Below are 14,168 nucleotides of genomic sequence, written 5' to 3' on the forward strand. Positions count from 1 at the left end.
CAGATTATCAGTGGTGATTAATAGTCAGGTATGTTTTGTTACAATCTTGAATCTGGTGCAAGAATTGGCAGCGTATAAAATGATGTTTTGAAACACGCTGAGCTGTTGATTTAACGATGAAATGGTTAACAAAAAATGCGCTCTTGTTCTCAGTCAAAACCTGTATTGCGGCATTTTTAGCCTTATATATAGCCCTTGAACTCAATCTCGATAAACCGGCCTGGTCGATGGTGTCGGTGTACGTCATCTCACAGCTTTATTCTGCGTCAACCCTTTCCAAAGCCACGTACCGCTTTCTCGGCACCGTGCTGGGCGGCGTTTTTATCTTTCTGGTCTATCCGTTTACGGTAACCGATCCGGTGCTGTTCAGCCTGAGCGTGTCGCTGTGGGTGGCGTTTTGCCTGTATCTTTCGCTGCATGACCGCACGCCCAAAGGCTACGTTTTTATGCTGGCGGGCTACAGCGCGGCGATCATGGGATTTGCCGACGTCGATACACCGATGTCGATCACTTATACGGTGATTTCGCGTGTCGAAGAAATCACCGTGGCGATTGTGTGCAGTACGCTGATCCACATGCTGGTGTTTCCGGTGCGCATGCGCAATTTGCTGGAGAACAGCGTCAACAACTGGTACGAAAGTGCCAAAAAGCTGTGCAATGAATTGCTGACCGTCACCGCTAAAGATCCCCTGCCGGAGCGTGAACATATTCTGGTGCAGATGGCTAACTATCCGCTTAGCGTGGAAACGCTGATTACCCACTGCGTGTTTGAAGGGGATTCTGCCCGCAGGCTGATCCGCCTGGTGATGGCACAGTATCAGCATTTGTCGTATCTGATCCCCACGCTGACGGCCATCGAAAAGCGTCTGAATCTGCTGGCCGAACAGCAAATCCCGTTTCCTGATTTTGTCTCAGGGACGTTCAGCCAGTTCCTGCTGTGGCTGAACAGCGCCGAACTCAGCGGCAATGCGCAGGGCATTCAGGCGGAAATCCGTGCGTCGCAGTCCCGCATCAAAAATCTTTATGAAAGTGGTGAAATGACACCGGAAGAAGGGCTGCTGTTCACCGGCCTGCTTGAGCGTTTGCAAAACTTTGTTCACATCACTGAATCGTATTACGGCGTAACCGAGCGGGTAACGCAGTTCAGTAAAGAGAAAAAGCGCAGCAAAATAAAACTGGGGCTCAGAAAGCATATCGATGAAGGGATGATCCTGCTTTCGGCGTTTTGCGCCTTCACCGCCACCATGATTGGCTGCCTGTTCTGGATAGGCACCGGCTGGCGCGACGGGGCATCTGCACCGATGATGGCAGCGGTTATCTGTTCGTTCTTTGCCTCGCTCGACAGCCCGATTGCTTCGATGAAAGTCTTTCTGAAAGGGGTGCTGATCGCCATCGTCATCAGCGTAATTTACGCGGTGATCTTTATCCCGATGGCGATCACCTTCGAGTCGCTGATTATCTGTCTGGCACCCGGTTTGCTGGCGCTTGGGCTGGTCATTGCTAATCCTTCGACCAATTTTATCGGCCTGATTATCGCCACGCAGATCCCGGGTTTTATCGGCATGGGGCATGATTTTAAACCTGACGTACTGGTGATTGTGAATGCGGCGATTTCGACGATTGTCGGGATAATGATTGCGCTGCTGACCACCGCGCTTATCCGTAATAAGCGGCCTTCATGGACGGCCAAACGTGCGTTGCGCAAAGGCATCAAAGAGCTATTACAGTTCACCAGCGAAATCAAAATCAATGCGTCTTCGCTGCGTGGAAGGCAGCAATACGTCGCCAGTATGCTGGATAAAGTGAACATTATTTTGCCGCGCAATAAAGCGGATCCGTCACCTAAAGTGGCGCTGGGCGGGAATCTGATCACTGAAATCTGGCTGGGCGTGAATTGCTATGATTTTTATGCCCGGCATCAGGACGTATTGAAAAATCATAACGTTGAAACGGAAGTGCTGATGTATGAGATTAATAATTACATCAAAATGCGGCTGAAAAATATCTACATCGGACCGCCGGATTCGTTGCTCAATACGCTGAATCAGGCGCTGCTCAGGCTTGAAGCGTTATGTCGTGCGGACATCGAACTGTTCACGCCGCTGTTCCATCTGTTCAACATCCGTATGGCGCTGTACCCGACCGCACGCTGGCCGGAACTGGCGTAACCCGTACCGAAACTGCCCGCGCCGCTGCTCCTTAAGATGAACCAGCGGCGCGGGTTTTTATGCTTCGTTTTGTACCAGTGCAATCAGCGTGCAGGGCACCGGCGGGGTATTGCCGTCCCTGAGCACCACCAGCGTGTCGTTTTCCCGCACCGCAAACAGAGGCAGCACGCCGCTGTTTTTCTCCAGGTAATCTATCCAGCCAAAACTTTCATTCAGCTGCGTGGCTTTGATCACCGCACCTTTCGCCAGCAAAGAGCTGAGCTTCGAGTAGGTCGCGTCGCTGTTGAACAGCACTTCATGACGCTGAAAACGACTGTTTTCCTGCGAGCGGGCACCTTTGAGCGCGGGCCCGGAGCGCACGGCAAACACCTTTTCCCGGCCGAAAATATGGCCGAAATGATACACCGCCAGCGCATTCTGATGACGGTTAGGTGAAAGCGCCAATACCTGCGATACGCCGCTCAGATCGAGAAAGTTTTCTGCATGTTCTGACCACGCATTACCGTAATAGGCCGGAATGCCGTCCATCCGCGCCTGCCGGTAATATTCCCAGCTGCTGTCGGTGAGGCGCACCGGAATATCCTGCTTCATCAGCACTTTCGCCAGCATCCGTGCCACGCTGTTCGCACCGACGATAAGCACGCCGCGCGGCGTTTTCTGCTGTACCCGCAGCGCACGGGCAATCGCCCGGCTGGTCAGGCTTTGCAGCACCACGGTGCCGATGATAATGGCAAAGACCACGGTCACCAGTTTGTCGGCCTGCGGATAATTCATCCGCTGCAGCGTCAGGGCAAACAGCGAGCTGACCGCCGCCGCCACGATGCCGCGGGGTGAAATCCAGCACAGCAGCAGACGGTCACGCCAGTGCAGGGAAGAACGCCACGTCGAGACGGCAATACACAGCGGGCGGGCGATAAACTGCACCACCAGCAGCAGGCCAATCAGCGGCCAGCCCATTTCCACCAGTGCATGAATATCGAGGCGTGCCGCAAGAATGATAAACAGCGCTGAAATCAGGATCGCCGAAAGTTCTTCTTTAAAGGCCAGAATGTCAGTGGTATCGACATCGCGCATGTTCGCCAGCCAGATGCCCATGACGGTGACGGTCAGCATACCGGATTCATCGGCAAGGGCGTTGGAAAGCCCGAACGCGGTCAGCATGACCGCCAGTACACCGAGGTTTTGCAGATAAGCGGGGATCCACACACGGCGCAGTGCGACGCCCAGCATGTAACCAAAAACTGAACCCAGTATCAGCCCGGCCGCGGCGGTTTCGCCCAGCGTCCAGATAAGGTGTGTCAGGGATTCGGCGTGTTCACGCAGGGTAATAAATTCAAACACCAGCAGGGTGAAAATCGCGCCTACCGGGTCGATCACAATCCCTTCCCAGCGCAGCACCTGGTTGATGGCCGCATTCGGACGCACCACGCGCATTAACGGCGCAATCACCGTCGGGCCGGTCACCACGGTTACCGCGCCGACCAGTGCGGCCAGTTCCGGCTCAAAACCAAGCAGCCACCAGCAGGCGAGGCTGATCACCGCGAACGTCACCAGCATCCCGATAGTGACGAGATTACGCACCACGCCGCCCAGCCCGCGCACTTCGTCCACACGCAGCGTCAGCGCGCCTTCAAACAAAATGATAGCAACCGAAATTGACACCAGCGGAAACAGCAAATTGCCAAACAGGGCATCAGGCTGGATGACATGCGTCACCGGGCCAAGTACGACGCCCAGTAACAGTAAAGGCAGGATGGCCGGGATTTTTAATAACCACGCCAGCCACTGCGCCAGCAAGGATCCCAGACCAATGATGACCAGCATCAGCGGGGCGGATAACAGCATAAAATTTCCCTTTTATTGAAAAGACACGAAAGACCAGCTGAAGGCCATAGACAAAGTTTTTTAATGAGCATAATCGGGCATCAAAAAGCCCGCAAATTTGCGGGCCTCTTTTTATTGCATAGAAACAAAATTATTGTATAGAAACTGATATGTTATTTTTTCTTATACACATCGGCATTGCCGTGAATTTTGTTTTTGGTGTTGCCTGAGGTTAATACGATAACATCACCGCCTTTTTTATCTGCCTTTTTGGACAGATCTTCCAGCGCGCCAGACTGAGACGTTTTATTCGAGGTGCTGACCGTACCGATTTTGGTGTACTCAGATTCTACTTTTTCGAAGTCGGCCTTTTTCATCAACTGAGCAGAAAAAGCGCTGGAAGAAATCAAGCCGGCCAGAGCCACTGCGATAACGACGCTAATTTTTTTCATGTATGCCTCAAATGTCAGAATGCCCGTTAAGGGAAGAAAATGTACTTGCCATAAGCGAATTTATAATTACCCTGTTGGCGACAAACCTTGCTGTAAAACAACGATTTATCGCTGACATTAAGTAATAGGCAAGGAAGTTAATAATTTCAAGGCTGAAATAAAATATTTAGCGATAAGTGCGTTTTTTGGCTTTTTATGCTACCTGATTTGGTACGGTGTCAGTCATTGCCCGCCAGCAGTCAGATTAATAAGGAAAGTATGTTTTCACTTGAATCTCTTGAAGCACTGATCAGAGCGCACGGGCTGCTGATTATGACGCCGCTGGCTATTCTGGAAGGGCCGGTAGTGACGGTCATCGCCGGTTATTTCGCACGTCTCGGTTATTTAAGCTTAACCGGGATTTTTGCTGTGGTCATGGCCGTGGAAGTGTTCGGGGATCTGCTCTTTTACTCGCTGGGGCGCTGGGTGATTGGCGCGGACGGCAAACCACCGCGCTGGCTTATCCGTCTCGGGCTGACGCAGGAACGGCTGGAAAAAGTGGTGAGCAGTTTTGAACGCAAAGCCGGACGATTGCTGGTGCTGGGTAAACTGACGCATTCCGCTGGCGCGCTGGTGCTGACCGCTGCGGGCATGGCGCGTATGCCGCTGGTGCCTTTTCTGTTCTATAACATTATTGCGGCCATCCCCAAGACCTTGTTTCTGCTGGCCATTGGCTGGTTGTTCGGCGATATCCTTGCCGAAGTGAATAACTGGCTCCTTTACGCCTCTTTCATCCTGCTGATTGTGGCGGGCGGGGTGATCGTGAACTGGCTGAAATCAAAACAATAAACGCGTTGATTTTCGTCTGCTTACAATTCACCCCAGTTTTTCAGCAAATTTACATTTCTCACGCAATCTGTTGCAAATCCACATACTCCAGTCCTTTCCAGCTATAGCGCCAACTGATATCAATTATCATTAATAATTTGATAATGCTTCTTGTTGCTGGAGTCGCCTTTGTTAGCCACCTTTATTATCGGTCTGCGTGAGGGTCTTGAAGCCGCACTGATTGTCGGCATTATTGCGGCCTTTTTACGTAAAAACGGCAAAAGTCTTTTTGCAATGTGGGTGGGCGTCGTGCTGGCGCTGGTGCTCTCCGTGATAGTCGGTATTGCGCTGGAAGTGACAGAGCGCGCTTTGCCGCAGGCCAGTCAGGAAGGGATGGAATCGGTTATCGGCGCGATCGCGGTGTTCTTTGTCACCGGCATGATCATGTGGATGAATACCCATGCTCACAACATGAAAAAAGAGCTGGAAAACGACGCCGCCGAGGCCATCAGCCAGTCCAGCGCCTGGGCGCTGGCCAGTATGGCGTTTCTGGCGGTGCTGAAAGAAGGTTTTGAAACCAGCGTATTTCTGCTGGCGACGTTCTCGGTGGCGCAGTCCGCGATGTGGGCCGCGGTCGGCGCAGTGATCGGCCTTATCGTAGCGGTGATCATCGGCTGCGGAATATATTTTGGCGGTATCCGCATCAACTTATCGCGTTTCTTCCGCTATACCGGTCTGTTCCTGATCCTCGTGGCAGGCGGACTGATCATCACTTCACTGCAAACCGCACACGAGGCGGGCTGGCTGAATATCGGTCAGCAACGTATCGCGGATCTCTCGTGGCTGGTGCCGCCGGGCACCATCCGTTCAGCACTGATCACCGGCGTGCTGGGCATTCCTCCTGATCCAAATCAGATCCAGACCGTGGCGTGGCTGCTGTATATCGGCATAGTTTCGGTGAGGGTGTACTGGCCAGCACATCGTCGTCCGGCACCGGAAAAAGCAGCGCGTCTTTCTCTGGCTTTCGCCGGTGTGATGGCGCTCGCCGCGCTGGGGCTGTTTCTGTTTTATCCCCCGTTTACCCTGCAATTGCCGGACAACGCGCCGCTGGTCAGCGACGCGCAGCAAACGCCTGCCGGTCAGGTGCAACTTCTGGTCACCGCCGGTAACGGCTATCAGCTCAGCCTGCAATCCGCCGCCGGGAAGATAACGCAGATAGCGCTTCCTGTGGAAAAAGCCACAACGGGTGAACGCGCAGGATTACCGACGCGTGAATGGAACACCAAAACGTCGCTGACGCCCGCCGGTGCGCCGGATGTCGTCTCGCTGGATCAGGTGGTGGCGCTTTACGGTAACCGTATTCCCATCGGGCTGAATCCGGCCATGCATCCGGGGCCATATCAGGCGCAGTGGACGGTGCATTGCAACGTTCAGGCGTCTGCTGCCGGTGACAGGTTACTCGACGCCAGCGGGCAGGCGGAAGAAGTCATCACGCTTTCGGGCAGCGGCCTGCAATCGCCGCGCACGGTCACGGTGCGCACACCCACTGCCGATGTTTCTGCCTGCAACTGGCAGGTGAGCAATGCGTATCAGCAGCACGTTTCTGACGCTCTGCAACAACGACAAACTTATCAGGACACTTATCGTTTCCGGGCTTACATGCTGCCTGCTTTGCTGGCGGTGCTGGCCCTGATTTTTGCTGTATCTGCACTGCGGGTTTTACTGCAATTCCGTCATGAACGGTCATCTGTCAGCCGGGAATATGACCTGTCATTCGGTTCCCAACCACACAAACATTTGCCAAAAAATAAAGGATAAGTAATTCATGCGTAAGAAGAATTTTAAGAAAAAAGAATCGCTGATGACCGCCGCGGGCCTGACCGCAATGTTGATGTTTTCGCTTGATGCGCCAGCCAGTGCCTCACAGGCACCGGTGACGAATGGCGTTTCGCAGGTGAATATCACCATGACCGGCGACAAGGGCGGCACCTGTGTGGTGGAACATAATTCGGCAAAAGCCGGTCCGGTAACATTTAACGTGGTCAATAAAACCGCGACTGCCATTACCGAACTGGAACTGCTGAGCAACAACCGGATTCTGGGCGAAAAAGAGAACCTGGCGCCGGGGCTTCCGGCGGTCAAATTCACCCTGACGCTGGATGGCGGCAAATATCAGATTTACTGTCCGGGCGCAGAACATGAGATGACGGATTTCACCGTGACCGGTAAAAGCGCCGCGCAACCGGCGGGCAGCACCGCAACCATTCTGGCGCAGGGCACCAAAGATTACGCCACCTACGTCAATGGCGTGGTGGATGCGATGGTGGTGGCGGTTAACCGCCTGAAAGCCGACATCGATGCTGGCGACCTGGCAACCGCTAAGGCAGATTACGCCAAAGCGCGTCCGTTCTATGAGCGTATCGAATCAGACGTGGACGGTTTTATTCTGCCGGGCTTTAAGGCGACAGATAACGCCGGCAACCTCGATTACCTGATCGACATGCGTGCTTCAAATCTCGATCCGAAAGCGGGCTGGCACGGTTTCCACGCCATCGAGCGTGACCTGTTCGGTCAGGGAAAAATTACCCCTGAAACCAAACAGCTGGCGGCTGAATTGCAGAAGAACGTCGCACAACTCGATACGCTGACCAAAGCCCTGACGTATAAACCGGAAGATCTGGCTAACGGCGCAGCAGACCTGCTGGAAGAAGTGCAGAACACCAAAATCAACGGCGAAGAAGAAGCGTTCAGTCACTTTGATCTGGTGGATTTCGCCGGTAACGTCGAAGGCGCACAACAGGCGTTTGCCTTCCTGCAACCGGGTCTGGAAAAAATCGATCCGGCGCTCACGAAGCAGGTCGCCGCGCAATTCGCAGCTGTTCATACGCTGCTGGAAACCTACCGTGATGCCAGCGTCCCTGGCGGATACAAATATTATACCGCTGAACTCAAAGCCTCTGACGCTGCGAAGCTGAGCCGTGCTATTCAGGCGTTGCAGGAACCCCTGTCTAAAATCGGTGAGAAAGTGGCAGCTAATAAGGGAGCTTGATGAATGAGTGAACAACGCGAACCGGCCAGGGAGGCCGGTAAGTTTTCCCGCCGTGATGTACTGAAAGGCGCGGTAGCCGGTGCCAGCGCCCTGGCGATCCCGACCGTTGCCCACGCCCACGGTCAGGCGGTGGCGGCACAGGATCCTGAAGACAGAATCGACCTGTCTCGTCAGTATCCGTTCTATGGTGACGGCGGGCAGGTGGGCGTCACCACGCCGCCGCAGCGCCATATTATGTACATGACTTTCGATCTGACCACCACCAGCCGTCAGGATTTACAGGTCTTGCTGGCACGCTGGTCATCGGCGATTGCGCAGTTAATGAAAGGCGGCATTATCGGTCAGGTGGAACCGGCGCGTGACAGCGGCGTGGGAATGGACACCGGAGAGGCGATGGATCTCGGTCCGGCGTCACTGACCGTTACCGTCGGACTAGGCCCGCGCGTGTTCACCGACACCTTCGGGCTGGCGAAACAAAAACCACCCCTCATGCGCGAGCTGATGAAGCTGCCTAGTGATGATATGCAGCCGGAACTGACCGGTGGCGATCTCTCGTTGCAGGCTTGTGCCGACGATCCACAGGTGGCGTATCATGCCATCCGCGATTTAGTGCGTATCGCCAAAAGCACCGGCGCGGCGGCGACCCGCTGGACGGTGATGGGCTTTGGCCGAGCATCTGCCGGTAAAGGCCAGTCCACGCCGCGTAATCTGTTCGGTTTTAAAGACGGCACCCGTAACATCACCGAGAAAGCAGATTTTGATAAATATGTCTGGATCAACGATGGCGGTCCGGCGTGGCAGCAGCAGGGCAGTTATCAGGTGGTGCGGAAAATCAAAATTCACATTGAAAGCTGGGATACAGACCGGGTCAGTGACCAGAATAACGTGTTCGGACGCCATAAAGTTTCCGGTGCGCCGCTGACCGGCACCAAAGAGTTTGATACCCCGCACTTCACCCAAAAGGATGCCGATGGCAACTTAGTTATTCCGGCAACGGCGCATATCAGTCTGGCGGCACATGAAAACAACGGCGGGATTAAAATCCTGCGCCGTTCTTATAATTACACCGACGGGCTGAATAATATGGCGCAACTTGATGCCGGATTGTTGTTCATCAGCTATCAGAAAGACCCGGCGCAGTTCGAAGCCTTGCAGACAAAACTCGGTGCATCGGACGCGCTGAATGAATACATCTCGCATATCGGTTCAGGGATCTTCTTCGTGCCACCGGCACCGAAAGAGGGCTCTTATATCGGGGCGGAGATGTTTGAGGTGTGACGGTGGAAAAGGTTTTACGCTGCATGGGTTGAGGGCAGCGTAAAACCGGTGTTGCACTCTGAGGGGCCGGTTTGTGCCAAAAGCGGACATTGATATGGGTTGCAATAAGCAAAATGCTAAGATAATTTTCTCATCTGAGATGCAGAAACTTTGTCCGATTCACAGAACCTCAACAACTTCAAACTCTTCTGCGACCAGCTCCATATCATCACAAAAAACGCACCAGTCGCTTCGAAGCCAATCTGATAAGGGGGTCATGGGCAAACCGTGAGAAAAATCATGTTAACGAGATAATTCATTGCTTTTCCTAGAATTTACCCCAGCTAAATTTTGTCCCTGTGAACGGTTGAAGATATTCCCACTTCGGCTCTTGTTGTGCCATGGTTAGCACGATTGGCATCTGTTGATACAACTCCCTTTCAAGAATACAGTCTGATTACTGTATTTAAATACAGTGTTTATTTTACTTTCTATGAGGGATTAATATGTCAGATACAGATCCGAATTCAGGACCAGGCTGGAATGATCATGATACGCCTTATGGCACTATTCATAGTTATAATGACCCTGGCACATTGGGCACCGGTGGGAATGCTGGTTCACATACCAACATCGGCCCAACAACAAGGTTGAGCATACCTTCGACTAAAACGTACAATGGTATCTATATGTCCATGTGCGCGAATAACCTGATGGCACATGAGGGGTTTGTAAATGCCATCTATGCTGACTCAAAAGGAAACCCAACAGTCGGAATAGGTCATTTACTTGCCAATATTGATGCTGCTTTAGGCATGCGATTTTCGAAAACGTATCATCAGTCATTAGGCCACGGGGACAGCACCAATATTGAAGTGGCAGCTACATCTACGGATGTCCGAAATGGTTATAATCAGGTTTTGAATCATCCTGGCAGCCGTGCAGCCGTGCATCTCAGCAATGATGATGCGATACAAGCCTGTATTGCGGATGTACAAGAAACTGAGAAAGGGTTGCGGGGATTGTATGCAAACTATGATCATTTTACCGATAACGCTAAAACTGGACTTGTAGATATGGGATTTAACTTGGGTATTCCACGCTTACGTAATGAATTCCCAAAATTTAATGCTGCGGTGAATCGGGGAGATTGGGGGACTGCCGCGACTGAATCGCATCGTACGGGAATTGGTGATAAGAGAAACGCCGATACTGCACACAATTTCCAACAGGCACTTGCTGGTCATTAATAAGAAAAAGGCGCTAATCAGCGCCTTTCTTCATCAAAGTGGGGAGTTTTCATTAATCTCCTGAATTGTCCACACCGGGTTGCTTTTGGAAAGAATCTCGTAAGTCGTGGACTCCCCCCATGTACCTTGGGTTACAAACTTGCCCAGTGTGATAAAATCGATAATCTTCCCGTCTTTATCCTTAAAAGTTCGGTGATTGCTTATCAGGTAGCCATCAGCAGATTTCGTAGAAACCATGCGTCCATTATTATCAGGTTTCAAATCCGGTTCTTTCTGTCGTATGGTTTTATTTTGGTAAAGTGATTTAACTTTAGCGACTTCTTCATTGCTAATCGCAATTGCAGCGGACGCAGGGAAATGATCTACTATTTCTTTCAGAGTCGGGGCTTGCGAAGCCGGTTTAATTTCAGTTAATCCATGATCTTTGGCGTAGGTCGTGAGATAGCAATTAGTCAATGAGCCTCTGGCCATATCAGTAAAGCGGTCGGGCAAATTCGGCAAGTCGGTCACCGTCTTACCCGCACGGCGAAGCGCGATAAAATCTTCGCAGGTATTTACCTCTTTCAAAGAATTATCACTTAATTTCAGCGATATAGGTTGACTATCTTCTTGTAAAGGTTCACTAAAAACACTACCGGAAACGCATGCAAGCAACACACCCACGATAATTTTATTATTCATAATCCCTCTTTAAACACGAAATGTAAGGTGCAAAGACACAATATACTTTACATCGAATTCTGATACCCGCTACCCCCAAAATTCATGGCGCGCTCAGAATACCTGTTTTATTTGTATGGCTGATTTTTATGCCCAGTTAGTAATTCCTCAATCAACTGAGAGATAAAATGCGTACTTCCGCTCCTCGCTCTTAGCAGACCTTCAGCATCAGGTGTTTGTCTGCTGTGTACCAGGAACGGACGTTATGCTAAACATTGATGAGATGATTCGGTTGGAGCGTACGCTTAGCCAGTTTCTTTTGCAGAATGATAACGACGATGGGGAACCCTGATGCGGATATTGCACAAACCCCCAGCAACGTGTTCATATTTTGTGGTGCTATGGCGTGCCCAGGTAATAGAAAAGCAGACAGAAAAAATGCGACAGTTGTGATCAGGTACATTATTGATGACTGCAATGAAGAGAATCCCGCTCGCTGCCTGTCATCAGGAAACTGAATGCTAACCGCCGAGGAGGAAACCAGACGACTGTAAGATGCACCGAGAAATAAAATAATAAATAGCGCCGGATGCGAATAGCCCATAACAGGTATTAGCAAAGCGAGTAAAAAAACGAAAGTTGACCCTGTAGCCAGACTCACAGCAGAAAAATGCGGAGTTAACGCGCCTGTCATTTTTGTTGACAGGTATCCTGCAACGCCCCCGGCGAAAAATAGCCATGGCAGCAGGTATTGAGAGGCCTCCAGTTGCTGGGTCATTAATGGTACCAGAACAGGAATGACCAGCATCGGGCTAAACTGTACCAGCGCATTACTGGAAGCGAACAGTAAAGTATTAACGTCGATAGGCATTGCGTGGGGTGTGTCGAAAGAGACTGGATCCTTAGGGATGATGGAAACAATCAGTGGCAATGCCAACAAACACAGCGTACTGATTAACCACAAAGCGACATGCCAGCCGTAATGAGCACACACAAATAGTATCGTGGGCGTTCCGACAATGCTTACCATCGAAAAAGATGCAATGACCGTCGCCAACATTTTTCCTCGCAAGTTAGCCGGGGCGAGATTTATCAATATACTGATACCCACCCCCATTGTTGTGCCTCCTACCAGTCCTGCGCAGAATCGTAATGCAAGAAGAAGGCTAAAGCTGGAGGTAAATGTCGTCAAAAGTGTCAGTAGGCAGAGTAGTGCCATATTGGCGATTAAAAAACGTTTCTTATTAAAACGACCAATCCAGTAAAAGGCGATAATTCCCGACAGGACCGCCCCGGAGGTATACATGCCGGATACGTAGCCTGAGAATGATACGGGAACGGCGAAGTCTGCTGCCATAAAAGCAAAAACAGGGTTGAACATCATATATTCCAGTGCATTTGTGAACTGGATAAACGCCATGACAACCGCTATCCGGATGAGGGCTTTATGATTAAACGTTGGTGTGATCAATGACATAGCAAGCGACCTGTAGATGAAAGATATCTGAGTTTAACTGCTATCAATGTTGTTCAGTAGATGGTAAAAATGGCACTTATTTTTATCATATATGGGATAATTCATGCGCCCAGCTCTTGATTTTAATACCCTGAAAGTTTTCATTGCGGTGGTTGAAAGAGACAGTTTTGTTGGGGCATCTAAAGTCCTTGAAATGCCGACATCAAACGTGAGTCGTTGTATTTCTCAGTTAGAAGACAGACTGAATCTTCAGCTCATTGAGCGCAGCACCCGACATATGAAACTCACCCAGGCGGGGCACCTGCTCTATACCCGGACGAAGCCATTACTGGAGGCGCTTGAGCAAACTGAAACAGAATTAACGTTGCGGCAGATGCAGATCAAGGGGCCACTACGTATCTGTATTCCCAATGAAATAGGTCCTGCACTGCTGGGTTCTGTGATTGCCGATTTCGCCTGCCAGCACCCGGATCTGGAAATTAGCTGTGTCACAAATTTGTCTGGTCTTGAATCCCTGCGAGACGATCTGGATTTAGCCATTATTGTGAGCCGTGGCCAACTGGATGACAGTGATTACATAGCCCGTCATCTGGTAACTATTCCTTGCACCATCGTTGCAGCCCCCTCCGTTATTCAGCGTTATGGCACCCCTTCTCGTATACAGCAATTTGAAACATTACCCTGTATTACCACGGTAAATGCACTTAAAGGTGCTCCCTGGCAGTTTGTGAATAAAAAGGGGGTATTCGAGACGATTAAGGTTAAAGGCCATTACCGGGTAAACAGCGGAGAGATGGCAGGACGCGCAGCGGTAGCGGGTGTAGGTTTTGCTATTCTATCAAAACAGGCCTGCCAACCCTACATCGACGATGGACGGCTGATCGAGATTAAGTTTGAACAACCGCCAGCCCCACTTCAATTGTTCGCACTTTATTCAGACAGGCGTTATTTGCCCGCTAAAACACGAGCGCTTATTGAATACATACATCAGAATTTGAGCAATACATCCTTAGCGACCTGAGGATACATTAAACAGCCACAGAGAGTCCCGGAGTTACAATGGTCTCTAAATGCGGAATGTCTGCTGTTCGCTCATAGCTGCCCGTCAACTTTGTGCCAGAAGCGGACAATGTCGCTGGTTTCCTGACCCACAAAATCATTATTAATACCCAGCCCTTGTATAATATAAGTCACATAGCACCTAGAGTAAGGTAATGCGTGGCG

The 14,168-nt window shown here is 51.0% G+C and carries 11 protein-coding genes; 7 read left to right on the plus strand and 4 right to left on the minus strand.

Features of this window, described 5'->3' with window-relative positions; genetic code table 11:
* Positions 1–116: 116 nt before the first annotated feature.
* On the plus strand, positions 117–2,168 hold the full coding sequence (locus EC840_RS16330) for an FUSC family protein (protein ID WP_132966154.1): 2,052 nt from the start codon (positions 117–119) through the stop codon (positions 2,166–2,168).
* 57 nt (positions 2,169–2,225) lie between these two features.
* Here the strand turns inward: EC840_RS16330 and EC840_RS16335 are convergent, their stop codons facing one another.
* Positions 2,226–4,013: a sodium:proton antiporter gene (locus tag EC840_RS16335; RefSeq protein ID WP_132966156.1), complete on the minus strand. Its 1,788-nt coding sequence runs from the start codon at positions 4,011–4,013 to the stop codon at positions 2,226–2,228.
* A gap of 152 nt (positions 4,014–4,165) precedes the next feature.
* Positions 4,166–4,444 carry a DUF1471 family periplasmic protein YahO gene (gene yahO / locus EC840_RS16340; protein ID WP_132966158.1) on the minus strand — a complete coding sequence of 93 codons (279 nt, stop codon included), beginning with the start codon at positions 4,442–4,444 and terminating at the stop codon, positions 4,166–4,168.
* A gap of 258 nt (positions 4,445–4,702) precedes the next feature.
* Between yahO and EC840_RS16345 the strand changes: the two genes are divergently transcribed.
* The 5 genes from EC840_RS16345 (at position 4,703) to EC840_RS16365 (ending at position 10,807) form a co-directional block, all read left to right on the plus strand.
* Positions 4,703–5,272, plus strand: a complete 570-nt coding sequence (locus EC840_RS16345) for a VTT domain-containing protein (protein ID WP_129639963.1) — start codon at positions 4,703–4,705, stop codon at positions 5,270–5,272.
* A gap of 168 nt (positions 5,273–5,440) precedes the next feature.
* A complete protein-coding gene (gene efeU / locus EC840_RS16350; RefSeq protein WP_132966160.1) occupies positions 5,441–7,069 on the plus strand; it encodes an iron uptake transporter permease EfeU in 1,629 nt (542 codons plus the stop codon).
* A gap of 7 nt (positions 7,070–7,076) precedes the next feature.
* Complete coding sequence (gene efeO, locus EC840_RS16355) at positions 7,077–8,300, plus strand: iron uptake system protein EfeO (protein ID WP_132966162.1); 1,224 nt, start codon at positions 7,077–7,079, stop codon at positions 8,298–8,300.
* 3 nt (positions 8,301–8,303) lie between these two features.
* On the plus strand, positions 8,304–9,578 hold the full coding sequence (gene efeB / locus EC840_RS16360) for an iron uptake transporter deferrochelatase/peroxidase subunit (RefSeq protein WP_132966164.1): 1,275 nt from the start codon (positions 8,304–8,306) through the stop codon (positions 9,576–9,578).
* Between the two features lie 485 nt (positions 9,579–10,063).
* On the plus strand, positions 10,064–10,807 hold the full coding sequence (locus tag EC840_RS16365) for a hypothetical protein (RefSeq protein ID WP_132966166.1): 744 nt from the start codon (positions 10,064–10,066) through the stop codon (positions 10,805–10,807).
* Between the two features lie 33 nt (positions 10,808–10,840).
* On the opposite strand, the gene EC840_RS16370 is transcribed toward EC840_RS16365, so the two are convergent.
* Together EC840_RS16370 and EC840_RS16375 are read right to left on the minus strand one after the other, a co-directional pair.
* Entirely contained in the window at positions 10,841–11,488 is a 648-nt protein-coding gene (locus tag EC840_RS16370) for a hypothetical protein (protein WP_132966168.1), read from the minus strand.
* 247 nt (positions 11,489–11,735) lie between these two features.
* Entirely contained in the window at positions 11,736–12,944 is a 1,209-nt protein-coding gene (locus EC840_RS16375; protein WP_132966170.1) for an MFS transporter, read from the minus strand.
* Positions 12,945–13,047: 103 nt separating this feature from the next.
* Here EC840_RS16375 and EC840_RS16380 point away from each other — a divergent pair, with 103 nt between their 5' ends.
* Positions 13,048–13,965 carry a LysR family transcriptional regulator gene (locus tag EC840_RS16380; protein WP_132966172.1) on the plus strand — a complete coding sequence of 306 codons (918 nt, stop codon included), beginning with the start codon at positions 13,048–13,050 and terminating at the stop codon, positions 13,963–13,965.
* The last annotated feature ends 203 nt before the right edge of the window (positions 13,966–14,168 follow it).

Source organism: Rahnella sp. JUb53, from assembly GCF_004346065.1.
In the GTDB taxonomy this organism is placed as follows: domain Bacteria; phylum Pseudomonadota; class Gammaproteobacteria; order Enterobacterales; family Enterobacteriaceae; genus Rahnella; species Rahnella variigena.